Source organism: Winogradskyella endarachnes (assembly GCF_009741275.1).
GTDB classification, from domain to species: domain Bacteria; phylum Bacteroidota; class Bacteroidia; order Flavobacteriales; family Flavobacteriaceae; genus Winogradskyella; species Winogradskyella endarachnes.
Window position 1 is genome coordinate 959,838 of the sequence record NZ_WOWS01000001.1, and the last position, 16,347, is coordinate 976,184.

At 31.9% G+C, this 16,347-nt stretch carries 14 protein-coding genes; 9 read left to right on the plus strand and 5 right to left on the minus strand.

Annotation, left to right across the window (positions count from 1 at the left end; genetic code table 11):
• Positions 1-2 precede the first annotated feature (2 nt).
• The 4 genes from GN138_RS04310 to GN138_RS04325 are packed head-to-tail and all read right to left on the minus strand — an operon-like array spanning position 3 to position 5,181.
• Positions 3-1,298 (minus strand): nucleotide sugar dehydrogenase, encoded by a 1,296-nt coding sequence (locus GN138_RS04310; protein WP_157362452.1) that lies wholly within the window; start codon positions 1,296-1,298, stop codon positions 3-5.
• Positions 1,295-1,885 carry a sugar transferase gene (locus GN138_RS04315; protein WP_157362454.1) on the minus strand — a complete coding sequence of 197 codons (591 nt, stop codon included), beginning with the start codon at positions 1,883-1,885 and terminating at the stop codon, positions 1,295-1,297. Before GN138_RS04315 ends, GN138_RS04310 begins: the two co-directional genes overlap by 4 nt.
• A 20-nt stretch (positions 1,886-1,905) precedes the next feature.
• Positions 1,906-4,377 carry a polysaccharide biosynthesis tyrosine autokinase gene (locus GN138_RS04320; RefSeq protein WP_157362456.1) on the minus strand — a complete coding sequence of 824 codons (2,472 nt, stop codon included), beginning with the start codon at positions 4,375-4,377 and terminating at the stop codon, positions 1,906-1,908.
• Positions 4,378-4,380: 3 nt separating this feature from the next.
• Positions 4,381-5,181 (minus strand): polysaccharide biosynthesis/export family protein, encoded by an 801-nt coding sequence (locus tag GN138_RS04325; protein ID WP_157362458.1) that lies wholly within the window; start codon positions 5,179-5,181, stop codon positions 4,381-4,383.
• Positions 5,182-5,288: 107 nt separating this feature from the next.
• On the opposite strand from GN138_RS04325, the gene GN138_RS04330 reads away from it, so the two are divergent.
• From GN138_RS04330 to GN138_RS04365, 8 genes are all read left to right on the plus strand, one after another.
• Positions 5,289-7,151 carry an ABC-F family ATP-binding cassette domain-containing protein gene (locus GN138_RS04330; RefSeq protein ID WP_157362460.1) on the plus strand — a complete coding sequence of 621 codons (1,863 nt, stop codon included), beginning with the start codon at positions 5,289-5,291 and terminating at the stop codon, positions 7,149-7,151.
• A 121-nt stretch (positions 7,152-7,272) separates the two neighbouring features.
• Complete coding sequence (locus GN138_RS04335) at positions 7,273-8,043, plus strand: O-methyltransferase (protein WP_157362462.1); 771 nt, start codon at positions 7,273-7,275, stop codon at positions 8,041-8,043.
• 85 nt (positions 8,044-8,128) lie between these two features.
• The gene (locus GN138_RS04340; protein WP_157362464.1) at positions 8,129-8,818 is read left to right on the plus strand and encodes an ABC transporter ATP-binding protein; all 690 of its coding nucleotides are present in this window, start codon (positions 8,129-8,131) and stop codon (positions 8,816-8,818) included.
• Between the two features lie 198 nt (positions 8,819-9,016).
• The gene (locus GN138_RS04345) at positions 9,017-9,592 is read left to right on the plus strand and encodes a cob(I)yrinic acid a,c-diamide adenosyltransferase (protein ID WP_157362466.1); all 576 of its coding nucleotides are present in this window, start codon (positions 9,017-9,019) and stop codon (positions 9,590-9,592) included.
• A gap of 247 nt (positions 9,593-9,839) precedes the next feature.
• A complete protein-coding gene (locus GN138_RS04350; RefSeq protein WP_008272287.1) occupies positions 9,840-10,061 on the plus strand; it encodes a DUF2795 domain-containing protein in 222 nt (73 codons plus the stop codon).
• 168 nt (positions 10,062-10,229) lie between these two features.
• Positions 10,230-13,583, plus strand: a complete 3,354-nt coding sequence (gene secA, locus GN138_RS04355; protein ID WP_157362469.1) for a preprotein translocase subunit SecA — start codon at positions 10,230-10,232, stop codon at positions 13,581-13,583.
• 434 nt (positions 13,584-14,017) lie between these two features.
• Positions 14,018-14,743 (plus strand): DNA/RNA non-specific endonuclease, encoded by a 726-nt coding sequence (locus GN138_RS04360; RefSeq protein WP_157362471.1) that lies wholly within the window; start codon positions 14,018-14,020, stop codon positions 14,741-14,743.
• Positions 14,744-14,795: 52 nt separating this feature from the next.
• Positions 14,796-15,296, plus strand: coding sequence for a hypothetical protein (locus tag GN138_RS04365; protein ID WP_157362473.1), 501 nt, complete (start codon positions 14,796-14,798; stop codon positions 15,294-15,296).
• A gap of 51 nt (positions 15,297-15,347) precedes the next feature.
• Here GN138_RS04365 and GN138_RS04370 read toward each other — a convergent pair whose 3' ends face one another.
• On the minus strand, positions 15,348-15,653 hold the full coding sequence (locus tag GN138_RS04370) for a winged helix-turn-helix transcriptional regulator (RefSeq protein WP_157362475.1): 306 nt from the start codon (positions 15,651-15,653) through the stop codon (positions 15,348-15,350).
• A gap of 122 nt (positions 15,654-15,775) precedes the next feature.
• Here GN138_RS04370 and GN138_RS04375 point away from each other — a divergent pair, with 122 nt between their 5' ends.
• Positions 15,776-16,288: a lactoylglutathione lyase family protein gene (locus GN138_RS04375; RefSeq protein WP_157362477.1), complete on the plus strand. Its 513-nt coding sequence runs from the start codon at positions 15,776-15,778 to the stop codon at positions 16,286-16,288.
• Positions 16,289-16,347 lie beyond the last annotated feature (59 nt).

Sequence of the window (16,347 nt, forward strand, 5' to 3'; positions counted from 1 at the left end):
TATTATAATCTTGCGTCAACTGTATCTATAGGCAACAACGATTTTACATCGAATACAACACCTGAATTTGACTTTAATTTAGTTATGTCTAATTTTAAAAATTCATTATGAGAAACGGCTAATATAACCGCATCGTAGTCTGAACTTAATTGATTAAAATCATTAATTAAGTCTAAATCATATTCATGTTTTACTTCTTCAACTGAAGCCCATGGATCATAAACCTCTACGTTAACATGATAAGACTGTAGCTCTTCAATAATATCAATAACTCTAGAGTTTCTGATATCTGGACAATTCTCTTTAAAAGTTATTCCGAGTACAAGTGCTTTTGAACCTTTAATTGTAGCCCCTTTGTTAATCATCATTTTTACGGTTTCAGTAGCAACATAACCACCCATACTGTCATTCATTTTACGACCTGCTAATATTATTTCTGGATTATAACCAGACTCAATAGCTTTTTGTGCTAAGTAATATGGGTCTACACCAATACAATGTCCACCTACCAAACCTGGTGAGAACTTCAAAAAATTCCATTTAGTTCCAGCCGCTTCTAAAACTGCTTTTGTGTCTATATCTAAAAGTCTAAAAATTTTAGACAGTTCGTTAACAAAAGCAATATTAATATCTCTTTGTGAGTTCTCTATTACTTTTGCAGCTTCTGCAACTTTAATAGATGGCGCTAAATGCGTCCCTGCTGTAATGACTTCCTTATATAAATTATCTACTTTAATTGCTACTTCTGGAGTTGAACCTGAAGTTACTTTAAGGATTTTTGTTACTGTATGGAGCTTATCTCCTGGATTTATTCTTTCTGGTGAATAGCCCGCAAAAAAGTCTTTATTATAAATTAATCCGGAAGTTTTAGCTACAACAGGAATACAGATATCTTCTGTAGCACCTGGATAAACTGTAGATTCATAAACTACAATATCTCCTTTACTTAACATTTTACCAACCGTTTCACTTGCTTTAATTAAAGGTGTAAAAACAGGTTTATTTAATGCATCTGTAGGCGTAGGCACTGTAACAATGTAAAAGTTTGGTTTAGATAATGCTTCAATATCATCGGTAATATACAAACCATTTTCAGCATTAATATCTGTTGTTAGCACAGACTTAAGCTCCTCATTATCTACTTCTAAGGTTTTATCAATTCCATCGTTTAAGTCGCTAATACGATATTTATTAATATCAAAACCAACAACAAAGAATTTTTTAGCAAATTCTACAGCCAGAGGCAAACCAACATAGCCTAATCCAATAATTGCAATTCTATCTTCCGAATTTATCATTTGTTTAAAATAGATTTAAAAATGAATCTCAAATCTAAGTAAAAACTATAGTTCTTAACGTAATTTTTGTTGATTTTCACTTTATCTACCCAAATAATCGTTCTATTGTAATGTTCTGGATCCTTATGTCTGGCTAATATGTTCTCCTCATTTTTATATTTAAGAGTAGCAGGACCAGTTATACCTGGTTTAACCAACAATATTATCCTATCTTCACCCTCTAATTTATCTGCAAAACCCTCTAAATCAGGTCTAGGACCAACAAAACTCATATCTCCTATTAAAACATTAAATAGCTGCGGAAGCTCATTCAATTTTGATTTCCTTAAAAACACACCTGTTTTTGATGCATATTTGTCCATGTTACCTAATTGATGATTACCATCTCGTAATGTTCTTATTTTATAAATTTTAAAGGGCTTACCGTGCTGACCAATACGATACTGTGTAAAGACACCATATTTTCGGGTATCAATGGTAGCAATTACTATTAATAGAAAAATAGGGATAATTAAGAACGGCAAAAACACTATGACTAAGGAAAAATCAAATAAACGCTTAATCCTAAGTTGAGTTTTAGTAATCAATATATATGAGATTAGTTATATTAAGTCCTCTTAACTAAATTCTTAATTTTAGTTAAAAACGAATTCTTATCTTTTTCATGGTAGGCACTTCCATACACACCATATCCGTAACCATAACCGTAACCATAACCGTAATTATAATTATTTTTGTGCTTGTAAAAATTTAGAACATAACTAACATTTTTCAGTTCTCCTGTTTTATGTTTAGCGTTTACAAGTTGTAACATACCTTTTTTTGTATAATTTAATCTCACCATAAAAATGGTTGCATCTGCATATTGTACTAACTCTAATGCATCTGTTACTAAACCAAGTGGAGGCGTATCTAAAATAATAATATCATACTCGTTTTTAAATTTCTCTATAACGCCTTTTAACTTATCTCCCATCAATAATTCTGAAGGGTTTGGAGGGATTGGTCCCGAAGTTATTAAATCTAAATTTTCAATATGTGTATTTATTATGACGTCTTCTAAAGGACTATCATCAATTAAATAATTAACTATTCCTTTTTCATTATCAATTTCAAAATCGTCAAATATTTTAGGTTTTCGTAAATCTAAACCTAACAAGATTGTCTTTTTACCAGAAAGCGCATACACTGTAGCTATATTTATTGAAGTAAACGTTTTACCTTCTCCACTAACTGAAGAGGTTATCATTAAAGTATTTGCTTTAGTATCTACTTTTTTGTTTTTAAAAATAAATTGCAAGCTAGACCTAATTGCTCTAAAAGATTCTGCTACGGCTGATTTTGGCTTTTCATAAACCACCAAATTATTATTGTAACGATATTTTCCAATTAACCCTAATATTGGAATATTAGACATTCTAGCAATTTCATCTGAGCCATGAATGGTATTATCTAATAGATATATAAGAAATATTAATAATATAGGTGCAAAAAAACCAATCATTAAACCCATCATATAGTTGAGAGTTTTATTAGGTCCTATTGGTGCATCTCCTATATCTTTTGCCTCATCAATTACAGTAATATCAGATATATTAGCGGCTTTTACAATTGCTGCCTCTCCTCGCTTTGCTTGATATATTTCATAGGCTTCACGGCTTAAATCTAATTTTCTTTGAATTTTTAAAAACTCTTGCTGTCCTTCTGGTAAATCACTGAGTTTTGATTCTAAATTTGCTATTTTTCTCCCTATAGTATTTAATTGAACACTAATCGTTTGCTTTGTTGCATTGATTGTTTCTAGTAAAACGTTTTTTTCTGTATCTATTTGACGGTCTATATCTTCAAACAATATAGAGCCTTCCTTTGTAGAATATTCAAGATTACGACGTTGAACAGACAAACCTATTATACGAGAAACACCACTTAATATATTACCCTCTTCAATACCAACAGAAGTTGGTGCTGCTAATTTTGTGTAATCTGTTTTTGTAACCAGATAGTCTTGAAGCGTATTTAAATAATTTAGTTTAGATTCTTCTACTAATTTTTCTTGTTCATACTCTTTTAATTGTTCTGAAATCTGACTAATTTCTTCTTCTACATTATAAACCTTATTTGTCTTTCGGAAATCATTCATTTCATCGGTTACAGCCTTCAAATTTGTATTCACCGCACCTAAACTACTATCAATAAATTTTATAGTATTTGTTGCGTATAGGTTTTTTCTTTCTAATTCTGTTCTACTTAATATCGCTGATGTAGCATTTAAAAAGTCAACAATTTTAGACTTATTTTTTCCTACTAAAGACAACCTTAACACAGAAGATGATTCTCTAGAAAATGGTTCTATTTTTATATTATTTTTATATTGATTTACTACACCATCAAAATTAGAATACCTAATAAAATATTTAGCTTCATCATTTATAACGGCGTTTGATTTTAGTTTTACAATACCGTTAAAAAATGCTGTATTTACTACCTCTCCAAATTTATATTTTTTAGAAAATAATCCAGGTGTAACGTGAGCCGTTATTTTATCTTTAGTGTCAAAAATTTGACATAACACTTGAGCGTTAGAAAACTCATAACTTAATTGGTACGTTGTATTGTTAATTACATCTATGGCTATGGCTTTACCTAAAGCTTGCGGCTTAGACTTATCTGTAATTACTTCAAATGGTGCAGCTTTATAAATATCAACCAAATGATATTCGCCTTGGTATAAATATTCTTTATAGAACTCTAAAGAATCTACAACCAACTCATTATGAGACCTTGTTTTAATTTCAGTTAAAATACTTCCTACTTTACTAGAAACACCTCCCCAATTAAAGGAAATACTAGTATTTGCCGTAAAAAATGGACTCTGGTCATTATCTATAGTGATTAGTGAATCTAATCTATAGATACTTTCTTTTCTAACATTTACAAAATAAGCAACCAATAGTGCTACACCAATGCATAACACAACAAATTTCCATAGACTTATAACTTTAAACAAAAACCCTTTAAAGTCAAAACTGGTACCTTGCAGCTCCATTTCTTCAATTTCGTCGTACACTCTTGTATTCATCTATTATAATCTTGAAAATAATAAAACTGTAGTAGATAACAGTGATACAACAGTTACAATGGCAGATAAACTTGATATTGCTGTTTCACCAGTCCCTATAGATTTTTGTTTTAAGGGTTCTACATATATAATATCATTGGGTTGAATATAATAATACGGAGACCTCATCACTTTAACATCAGTTAAATCTAAGGTATGTATTTTCTGTCCTTGAGGATATTGTCTAATAATCTTTACAGCTTTTTTATTACCTGTTACTGGTATCTCACCAACATTAGCAATTGCTTCAAAAATGTTCACACGTTCTTTAAATAAAACCACACTACCAGGATTACCTACTTCTCCATTAGCTGTAAAACGTAAACCTGCTAATTTTACCGTTACAAAAATATTAGCTGTAATTTTAAACTGTTCATCTAATAATTTTTTCTCAATGATTTTCTCAATTTCTTCAGTTGTAAACCCTAAAACATTTATATAACCTAAGGTTGGTATTCTTATATTACCGTGCACATCAACAGTAAACCCATCAAAATAAGACCTTTCTGCACTTGACGCATTTAAATTTTCTTCTCCTATTGGATTTAAAATCTCAACAGTTTCTTGATCTATAGCCTTAACTCTTACATTGAGAATATCATTAATTTGAACTCTATAAGGTTTCTGAATTTCGCTTAAATTATAAGGAATAGTATTATTAATTGAATTCTCTTTATTTTGCAAATAAATGGTGTCTTTGTGAGGAATACATGAGGAAACAATAACACAAACTAATAAAATGATTAAAAGCTTTATACGCTTCATATAAACAATGGATCTTTAAAGACAAATATAATGTATCAATAGTAATAACAAAACAATTACTTTTGTTTTTGGTTTATTCCATTGATACATTTTTAAAATAAATAAGTTTGAATTATCTCAACGTAGAAAACATATCAAAATCATTTGGAGAGTTGGTACTCTTTAAAGATTTATCATTTAGCATACATAAAGATCAAAAAATTTCATTTGTAGCCAAAAACGGAAGTGGTAAAACATCTATTCTAAATATTTTAGCAGGCAAGGACGCACCAGATAACGGTCAAATTGTAGTTAGAAAAGGACTCAGATTAGCATTCTTAGATCAAGAGCCAGAATTAGACCCAAATCTTACGCTTGATGAAACAATATTTGCTTCAGACATTCCTATTCTTAAAGTTATAGAAGCTTATGAACATGCTTTAAAAAATCCGGAAGATACAGATGCTTATCAGAAAGCATTTGAAGCTATGGATAGATATAATGCATGGGAATTTGAAACACAATACCAGCAAACACTCTCTCAATTAAAACTAGATGATTTAACACTAAAAGTAAAAACTTTGTCTGGTGGCCAAAAAAAACGATTAGCTTTAGCACAAGCCCTTTTAAGCAAACCAGATATTTTAATTTTAGATGAGCCAACCAATCATCTCGATTTAGAAATGATAGAATGGTTAGAGGATTATTTTGCTAAAACACAGCAAACCTTGTTTATGGTAACGCACGATCGTTATTTTTTAGAACGTGTTTGTAACGAAATTATAGAGTTAGACCATGGCCAACTCTACACCTATAAAGGCAACTATTCTTACTACTTAGAAAAAAGAGAAGCAAGAATTGAAAATGAAGCTACAGAAGTTGGTAAAGCCAAACAACTCTTTAAAAAAGAGCTAGAATGGATGCGTCGCCAACCCAAAGCACGTACCACAAAATCTAAAAGTAGAATAGACGATTTTTCTGAAATAAAATCTAAAGCACACAAACGTCGTAACGACCACCAAGTCCAATTAGAAATTAACATGGAACGTCTTGGCAGTAAAATTATAGAATTCCATAAGGTGTCTAAATCATTTAAAAATAAAACCATTTTAAATGGTTTTGAATACACCTTTAAAAAAGGCGAACGTATTGGTATTATTGGTAAAAATGGCACCGGAAAATCTACATTTTTAAATCTCTTAACCCAAAGTATGCAACCAGATAGCGGTAAAGTGGTTATAGGAGAAACAGTTAAGATTGGCTATTACACTCAAGGAGGAATTAAGGCTAAACCCAACCAAAAAGTAATCGATGTTATTAAAGAATTCGGCGACTATATACCATTAGCAAAAGGCAGACAAATTAGCGCTCAGCAATTATTAGAACGTTTTCTTTTTGACCGAAAAAAGCAATGGGATTTTGTCGAAAAATTAAGTGGTGGCGAACAAAAACGGTTGTATTTATGTACTGTTTTAATTCAAAATCCTAATGTTTTAATATTAGATGAACCTACTAATGATTTAGATATTGTAACCTTAAATGTTCTAGAAGATTTCTTAATGGATTTCCCTGGAGTACTGTTAGTTGTGTCTCACGATCGTTATTTTATGGATAAAATTGTAGACCACTTATTTGTGTTTAGAGGTCAGGGTGTTGTAGATGATTTTCCTGGGAATTATTCAGACTTTAGAGCTTATGATAGTAGTCAAACAAAACAAATTGAAATTTCAGAAAAAAAAGACAACACAAAAGCAAAAAAGAAAAACGAAGCCAACAAACTAGATTATAACGAACAAAAAGAATATAAAAATTTAGAATCTAAAATTAGAGCATTAGAATTAGATAAAACAGCATTAGAATCTAAATTCAATAATCCAGATTTAACTCAAGACGAAATAGGAAAACTTTCCGCAAAGCTTCAAGTGATTATGGATACAATCGAAGAAAAAGAAATGCGTTGGTTTGAATTGTCTGAAAAATTAGAAGGGTAAAAGTGTGAAGTGATATTAAAAAAATGAGTTTTCATAGAAACTTTTTTTAACTCTGAAACTTTGATACTTTGAAACCTTCAAACGTTCAACTTTTCAACTTTTCAACTTTTCAACTAAATATATGTACCAAATAAAATCCTACATAAAATTTTTAACAAAAGCCACCAACCAACATGGTGTCCACTCCCCTTTTGTCTATAATTTTGTTACCAAATGTCTTTATGACAACACAAAATATCCCCAATACAACGCTTTAGAAACATATCGTAATTCTTTAAAAGAATCAAAAGCAGAATTAACGATAACCGATTTAGGTGCTGGTTCAAAAGTACTCGATTCCAAAAAGCGAAAAGTAAGTGCTATGGTTAAGGCTTCAAGTAGCTCAAAAAAAGAGTCTCAATTATTGTTTAGAATAGCAAAATATTTCAATTTAAAAACTATTTTAGAATTAGGCACCTCTTTAGGAATGGGAACGTATCCTTTATCCTTAGCCAACAAAACCTCTCAAATTACAACTATTGAAGGTTGTGCCAACACATCTGCTTTTGCACAATCTGAAATAGAAAAACGAAACATTAAACATGTTGAGTTTATAACAGGAAGTTTTACGGATACAATTCCAAACTTAACTACAGACAAATTCGACTTTATCTTCTTTGATGGTCATCATAACAAAGACGCAACAATTCAATATTTTGAAGCCTTATTACCTAAAATTCATAATGATACAGTTTTCCTATTCGATGACATTTATTGGTCTAAAGGCATGACGGAAGCTTGGGAATATATCAAGAACCATAAGTCAGTTAAAGTCACTGTAGATTGTTTCTATTTAGGCTTTGTTTTCTTTAGAATAGAACAAGTAAAAGAACATTTTAAAATTAGATTGTAACATACAAGATACTTTAACGTCTTATAATAAAATTGCTACAAAAACTAGTATCTTGCAGAGCAGTTAAGCAACTAAGACCTTAATTATGAGTGACAACGTCATTGAAATTAGAAATATCATTAGAGATTTTAAATTAGGACAAGAAATTGTACATGTCTTAAAAGGTATAGATTTAGATATAAAACGTGGTGAATATGTGGCTATTATGGGACCTTCTGGTTCTGGTAAATCTACATTAATGAACTTACTAGGTTGTTTAGATACACCAACAGCAGGTACGTACAAGTTAAATGGAAACGACGCAAGCCAAATGTCTGATGACGAGCTCGCAGATATTAGAAATACCGAAATAGGTTTCGTATTTCAAACCTTTAACCTATTACCTAGAACTACTGCCTTAGATAACGTAGCATTACCAATGGTTTACGCCGGAAAATCTAAAAAAGACCGAGAACAACGCGCTACAGAAGTCTTAACAGATGTTGGTTTGGCAGACCGTATGGACCACAAACCCAATCAACTTTCTGGTGGACAACGACAACGTGTAGCTGTTGGGAGAGCATTGGTAAATAAGCCGTCAATTATTTTAGCAGATGAGCCAACTGGAAACTTAGATTCTAAAACCGGAACAGAGATTATGGCTTTATTTGACCAAATTCACGCCTCAGGTAATACCGTAATTATGGTAACACACGAAGAAGATATTGCTGCACACGCCAAACGCGTTATTCGTTTAAGAGATGGTATTATTGAGAGTGATACGTTTAATGAATAAGCCCCTTAATTCACTTCATGCTCTCCAATAGATTTTTAAATTCCCCAAAGGGGAAAAACTAATATGTAGCTAAACTAATTATACATAGTTTTATGCCTTTGCCCACTTGAGAGAAACTTCAAACTTCCAACTTTTAAACTTTATAACTTTCAACATTCCAACTTTCCACATTCAACATTAAAAACTTAACTTTGAAACATGAAAGTATACACAAAAACAGGAGATAAAGGTACAACGGCATTATTTGGCGGTACACGTGTTCCTAAACATCATATTAGAATTGAAAGTTACGGAACTATAGATGAGCTCAATTCTCACATAGGTCTAATTAGAGACCAAGAGATTAATCAATTGTACAAAAATACGTTGATGCATATTCAGGATCGTTTGTTTACCGTTGGTGCCATTTTAGCCACAGATCCAGAAAAGTCGCAATTAAAAAATGGTAAAGCCCGTTTAAATATTCCTAAAATATCAAACGAAGATATTGAGAAATTAGAAAAGGAAATGGACCTTATGGAAGACAGCCTTCCTCCTATGACGCATTTTGTTTTACCAGGTGGTCACCAAACTGTGTCATTCTGTCATATTGCACGCACAGTTTGCCGCAGAGCAGAGCGTTTAGCATCGCATCTTAATGACTTAGAACCCTTTCAACCCGAAACATTAATGTATATTAATAGACTATCTGACTACCTTTTTGTATTGGCACGGAAGTTGTCATATGATTTACAAGCCGATGAAGTAAAATGGATTCCTGAAAAAAATTCATAAATTCAAAAGGTTTTAAATTATGAATATTGCAATATTCTGATTTAAAAATACTGAATATTATACGTTCTTTTTATAATGATTAAACATTTATAAGTGAAAATTAGAATCATTCAAAAACACTTAAATATAAATGTTCAGTGAGACCAATAAATAAAATTATTAAAGTAACAAACTAATTAATTTAATTTTTTCTTGAATTGTTCAACTAAAAAATTATTTTTGCAAAAATTAAATTACACACGCAACTATGTATTGGACATTAGAATTAGCATCTTATTTAAGTGATGCACCTTGGCCAGCAACCAAAGATGAGCTTATTGACTACGCAATTAGAACAGGAGCTCCTTTAGAAGTTGTTGAAAATTTACAAGCTATTGAAGATGAAGGAGATTCTTACGACTCAATTGAAGAAATTTGGCCAGATTACCCAACTGATGAAGATTACCTCTGGAACGAGGATGAATATTAACACATAAAATTATCACAAAAAAGTCTCTTGCGTTTCTATACCTAAGAGACTTTTTTTATTTTCGGATGCTTTTTAATTCACTAATTATAAAACATTAAAACGCAAGCCAGCAACTAACTGAAACAAAAACAAAGATTAACACCAAACAATCTTTACAAAATATAAAATATGACATTTTTAGATAAAGTACTTAAACTTTTTGTAGGAGATAAATCTCAGCAAGATGTAAGTGCAATTAAGCCTATTGTTGAAAAAATAAAATCATTTGAAACAGCCTTAGAAGCTTTATCACATGATCAATTAAGAGCAAAAACAGCCGAGTTTAAAGCTAAAATTGCCGAAGCAAGACAGCCATTAAACACTAAAAAAGAAGAGCTTTTAGAAAAAGCACAAAACACGGAAGATATAGACGAGCGCGAAGACATCTATTTAGAAGTAGATAAAATCGAAGACGAAATCTATGAGGTAACAGAAGGTGTTTTAAACGCTATCTTACCTGAGGCTTTTGCCGTTGTAAAAGAAACAGCAAAACGTTTTGTGAACAATACACAATTACCTGTAACTGCAAATGCTTTTGATAGAGAAATTTCTGGAGAAAACGACTATGTAACTTTAGAAGGCGACCAAGCTATTTGGGCAAACTCTTGGGATGCTGCAGGTAAACCAATTACTTGGGACATGATTCATTACGATGTTCAACTTATTGGTGGTGTTGCCATGCACCAAGGTAAAATTGCAGAAATGCAGACTGGTGAAGGTAAAACATTGGTAGCTACGCTTCCGGTTTATTTAAACGCATTAGCAGGTAAAGGGGTTCATTTAGTTACAGTAAACGACTATTTAGCAAAAAGAGATAGCGCGTGGATGGCACCATTATTTCAATTTCATGGTCTAAGTGTAGATTGTATTGATTACCATACACCTAACTCTGATGCGCGCCGTAAAGCTTATAATGCAGATATTACTTACGGAACAAATAATGAATTTGGTTTTGATTATCTGCGTGATAACATGGCACACTCACCAGACGATTTAGTACAACGTCCGCACCACTACGCTATTGTAGATGAGGTAGATTCTGTATTAGTTGATGATGCGCGTACACCATTAATTATTTCTGGCCCAGTACCAAAAGGAGATGAACACGAGTTTGATGTACTTAAACCTAAAGTTCAAAAAATCGAAGAAGTACAACGTAAATATCTTATTGGCGTTTTAGCCGAAGCTAAAAAATTGATTGCTGCTGGAGACACTAAAGAAGGTGGTTTTCAATTATTAAGAGCATATAGAGGTATACCAAAAAATAAAGCTTTAATTAAGTTTTTATCTGAAGAAGGAATAAAACAATTACTTCAAAAAACCGAAAACTTTTACATGCAAGATAACAATAGAGAAATGCCAAAAGTAGATGCAGAACTTTATTACGTTATCGATGAAAAAAATAATCAAGTTGAATTAACAGACAAAGGTGTAGAGTTCTTATCTGGTGCCGATGACCCAAATTTCTTCATTATGCCAGAAATGGGAACTGAAATAGCTAAAATTGAATCAAAAGGTCTATCCTCTGAAGAAGAAGCTAATTTAAAAGAAGATTTATTTAGAGATTTTGGTATTAAGTCAGAGCGTATTCACACATTAAATCAACTGCTAAAAGCCTACGCTTTATTTGAAAAAGACAATCAATATGTTGTTATGGACAACAAGGTTATGATTGTAGATGAGCAAACAGGTCGTATTATGGATGGTCGTCGTTACAGTGACGGATTACACCAAGCCATTGAAGCAAAAGAAAATGTAAAAGTTGAAGCTGCTACACAAACATTTGCTACGGTAACACTTCAAAATTATTTTAGAATGTATCGTAAACTGTCTGGTATGACAGGTACTGCCGTTACAGAAGCTGGCGAACTTTGGGAAATCTATAAATTAGATGTTGTGGAAATTCCTACTAACAGACCAATAGCTAGAGAAGATAGAGACGATTTAGTATACAAAACAAAGCGTGAAAAATACAATGCCGTTATCGATGAAGTTACAGCGTTATCGCAAGCAGGAAGACCCGTTTTAATTGGTACAACTAACGTTGAGATTTCAGAGCTTTTAGGAAAAATGCTGAGTATACGTAAAATACCACATAATGTACTCAACGCCAAGCAACATAAAAAGGAAGCAGATATTGTAGCACAAGCCGGTAATGCAGGCCAAGTAACAATCGCCACCAACATGGCTGGTCGTGGTACAGATATAAAATTAAGTGACGAAGTTAAAGCCGCAGGCGGTTTAGCTATCGTTGGTACAGAGCGTCACGATTCTCGTCGTGTAGATAGACAGTTACGTGGTAGAGCTGGCCGACAAGGAGATCCAGGAAGTTCACAGTTTTATGTATCATTAGAAGATAACCTAATGCGTCTATTTGGTTCTGAGCGAATTGCAAAGATGATGGACAGAATGGGCTTAAAAGAAGGCGAAGTGATACAACATGGTATGATTTCTAAATCTATTGAACGTGCGCAGAAAAAGGTAGAAGAAAATAACTTTGGTGTACGTAAGCGTTTATTAGAATATGATGATGTAATGAATGCACAACGTGAGGTTGTTTATAAGCGTCGTCGTAATGCCTTACACGGAGAACGTCTTAGAGTAGATTTAGCTAACATGATTTTTGATACCTCAGAAGGTATTGCTCTTAATAACAAAGATGCTAACGATTATAAGAACTTTGAGTTTGAATTAATCCGTTACTTCTCTATGGAATCTCCTATTTCTGAAGCTGAATTTGGAAAACTTGGTGCTCAAGAAATTGCTGGCACTATTTACAAAGCAGCATTTAAGCACTACAGAGAAAAAATGCAACGAGCAGCAGATTTGGCATTTCCTGTAATTGAAAATGTATATAACACACAGCGCGATAAATTTAAGCGTATCGTTGTACCATTTACAGATGGTGTTAAAAATTTACAAGTTGTAACCGATTTAGAAAAAGCATTCGAAACTAAAGGAACACAGTTAATTAACGATTTTGAAAAGAATATTACTTTAGCTATTGTAGATGATGCTTGGAAAACCCATTTACGTAAAATGGATGAGTTAAAGCAATCGGTTCAGTTAGCTGTACACGAACAGAAAGACCCATTATTAATTTATAAGTTTGAATCTTTTGAGCTGTTTAAAGCTATGATAGACCAAGTTAATAAAGATGTTATTTCATTTTTATTTAAAGGGGAAATTCCACAAGAAACAGCAAACACAATTCAAGAAGCTAGAGCTCGTAAACAAGAAAAATTAGAAACTCAAAAAGAAGAAATTCAAAATTTAGATGAGCGTGCTTCACAAAGTAGACAAGTAGGTGAAGGTGCTTCTCGTCAACAACAAGTAGTAGAAACTATTGTTAGAGATCAACCAAAAATTGGTCGTAATGATAAAGTAACTATTAAGCATGTTATGAGTGGAGAAACTAAAGATGTAAAATATAAGCAAGCCATTCCGTTAATTAATAAAGGCGAATGGGTACTTGTAGTGTAACACAAATGTCAGCGAAAGTAGACAACTCATTAATAGAACTTAGAAATCCTGATAGTAATTCATCAGGATTTTTTTTGTTTAAATACATTATGTTAATTTAAATGCCATTTCTTTTTCTTAAATTTTTATACTCAGAAGCTCTATCATTTTTACGTTATTTTAATTACATCGATATAATACACTCATTTATATTAAAATATACGTAGAACTACGTATTATAAAGCATTTATATTTTGCATAAATTTAATACATCTAGTAGGCCAAATTAAATTCAGAGAAATTAATCAATCATAAAATGTTAAATCAACCCTAATCTTAAATAAAAATAATCCTAATGTAATAATTAGGATTATTTTCTTTAATTGTAAATAATATGTAACTAAAAAACACCCAAAAAAATAAGAATACATATAAACTTTTGATATTAATAATTTATGAACCATCCTAATTTAAAAAGAGAAACAAGGTATGGTCTGCCTACAGCAGATCAAATATTGTACAACAGACATTACGTATTAGGTTATTCTTATTATTTTAGACAAGCGAAATGGGCTTTAGAAATAATTGATAAAGACAGAACTGATATAGAACGCTTAGATAATTTTCGTTCAGATTATAGAATTCCGGAAGGATTTAGAGCCGATAAAGAAGTCTACCAAAACTCTGGTTTAGACAGAGGCCATCTTGTTGCTAGCGCAAATCAATTTGAAAATGAAATTCAGAACAGCGAAACATTTTTACTTTCTAATATGTGTCCGCAGAAACCAGATTTTAATAAAGGAGTATGGAAAAAACTAGAAGAAGCCATTAGAATACTAGATAGTGACCCAAAAGTTTTTGAAACCTACGTTATCAGTGGTCCGTTATTTTATTTTGACCAAGAAGTAGTTATGATGGGTGATAATAATGCTAATATTTCAGTTTCATTACCCATACCACATGCCTTTTTTAAATCAGTCTTAACTGAACGAAATACTGGAACCATAAATATGTGGTCTTTTATTATTCCGAATAAAAAAACAAGTGAACACCTAGAGGACTTTTTAGTAGAAACCACTAAAGTTGAAAAAATAGCCGGTCTCCTATTATGGGAAACCTTACTTGGTACTAAAATTATTAACAAAAAGTCTAGAAAACGTAAAATGTGGAAACTACCTTAGTAAAGCCAATATGAAATATTTCATGGTAATTATTATCTTTAGTTCAGTTTTAATGCGCTGTAAAACTGAAACTTCTTCATCCCTAACTAAATCTTTTTTAGGAAACCAAATCTCTTGTAGCATTACAGAATGCCAAGGAACCTACGTTGGCAAAGAATTTATTAATGGTGAGGATATCGCACACCAATTCTCAAACAAAATGTCTGCTGCTGTTGGAGACCAATTAAAAGTACTTTATAAAACGGGAGCATATAGCAAAGTGGATTTTAAAAATATTACAATGACTACTAAAGGTATGGGCTCTGGAGAGGTTTCATATTATTTATCTATACCATTTATAGCCGTAAATACAAAATGTAACGCTTACACCTCTTTTGATCATGTCGGTGGATGGAACCATGCACCTGCCCTTTCTCAACGCAAGGCACAATTACAACAACTACTTTTACCAGGAGAACATCTAGACATAAGTAAACTAAAAATCACAGCAGAAGGCTTACAAGAATATTGGATACAGTGGAAACACAAAACTATACAAGCTAAATGTGAGTAATTTTATATGCTAAAAATAGACCTCAACAAAACCAATTAAATCACTAAAGGTTTAATTTTTACAATCTTCTACACCCCATTTATCAAGGCTTCTTAAAATACCTTCTAAGGATTCGCCACGTTTAGTAAGCTTGTATTCTACTTTTGGTGGTACTACAGGATATACTTTCCTAGAAATAAGTCCATCTTTTTCTAATTCTCTAACCGTTTGCGTAAACATCTTATTAGATATTTCTGGCACCTTTTTCTGTAATACGCCAGAGCGCGAAGCACCTTCTAACAAATGAAAAAGCACTAATGGCTTCCATTTTGTACCAATTAAGGTCATTGTATAGTTTAACGGACAATTAATTTTCATAAAAAAATAATTTAAATAATTAATAATCAGCATTTAACTCTTTTTGTACACTATAATACTTTTTAGTAAGTTATTGCCATTTTGACAAATATAAATTAATTTTGTAACCTAAAATAAAATCTATGGAAACAAATAAAAATTATCCAAAATCATTTTCGCATATTGGTATTACAGTACCAGATATTAAGGCGGCTGTAAAATTCTATTCGGATGTTATGGGTTGGTATATAATAATGGAACCTTCTACTGTAAAGAAAGAGACAGATACTGCAATTGGCATTATGTGTATTGATGTTTTTGGAGAGGATTGGGAAAGTTTTGAAATTGCTCACATGTCTACTTCAGATGGTATTGGTATTGAATTATTTTCTTTTCCTAATGGTGTAAAAGAAGCACCAGAATTCAATCCTTTTAATACAGGCTTATTTCATTTCTGTATTCAAGATCCAGATATTGAAACGTTAGTTGACAAAATTGTTGCTGCTGGTGGTAAACAAAGAATGCCTATACGAGAATATTATCCTAATGACAAACCCTATAAAATGTGTTATGTTGAGGACCCTTTCGGAATTGTATTTGAAGTTTACACACACAGTTACGAATTAACGTATTCATCTGGTGCATATGCTAAATAAATAGAAAAAATCCTGATACAATGTATCAGGATTTTTATATGAAAATTAATTTGGGGCTT

Excerpts from the sequence above, each read along its gene's own strand:
- GN138_RS04325 (WP_157362458.1), bottom strand. The coding sequence starts at position 5,181 with ATGAAGCGTATAAAGCTTTTAATCATTTTATTAGTTTGTGTTATTGTT.
- secA (WP_157362469.1), top strand. The coding sequence starts at position 10,230 with ATGACATTTTTAGATAAAGTACTTAAACTTTTTGTAGGAGATAAATCT.
- GN138_RS04310 (WP_157362452.1), bottom strand. The coding sequence starts at position 1,298 with ATGATAAATTCGGAAGATAGAATTGCAATTATTGGATTAGGCTATGTT.
- GN138_RS04375 (WP_157362477.1), top strand. The coding sequence starts at position 15,776 with ATGGAAACAAATAAAAATTATCCAAAATCATTTTCGCATATTGGTATT.
- GN138_RS04350 (WP_008272287.1), top strand. The coding sequence starts at position 9,840 with ATGTATTGGACATTAGAATTAGCATCTTATTTAAGTGATGCACCTTGG.
- GN138_RS04370 (WP_157362475.1), bottom strand. The coding sequence starts at position 15,653 with ATGAAAATTAATTGTCCGTTAAACTATACAATGACCTTAATTGGTACA.
- GN138_RS04320 (WP_157362456.1), bottom strand. The coding sequence starts at position 4,377 with ATGAATACAAGAGTGTACGACGAAATTGAAGAAATGGAGCTGCAAGGT.
- GN138_RS04365 (WP_157362473.1), top strand. The coding sequence starts at position 14,796 with ATGCGCTGTAAAACTGAAACTTCTTCATCCCTAACTAAATCTTTTTTA.
- GN138_RS04345 (WP_157362466.1), top strand. The coding sequence starts at position 9,017 with ATGAAAGTATACACAAAAACAGGAGATAAAGGTACAACGGCATTATTT.
- GN138_RS04335 (WP_157362462.1), top strand. The coding sequence starts at position 7,273 with ATGTACCAAATAAAATCCTACATAAAATTTTTAACAAAAGCCACCAAC.
- GN138_RS04340 (WP_157362464.1), top strand. The coding sequence starts at position 8,129 with ATGAGTGACAACGTCATTGAAATTAGAAATATCATTAGAGATTTTAAA.
- GN138_RS04360 (WP_157362471.1), top strand. The coding sequence starts at position 14,018 with ATGAACCATCCTAATTTAAAAAGAGAAACAAGGTATGGTCTGCCTACA.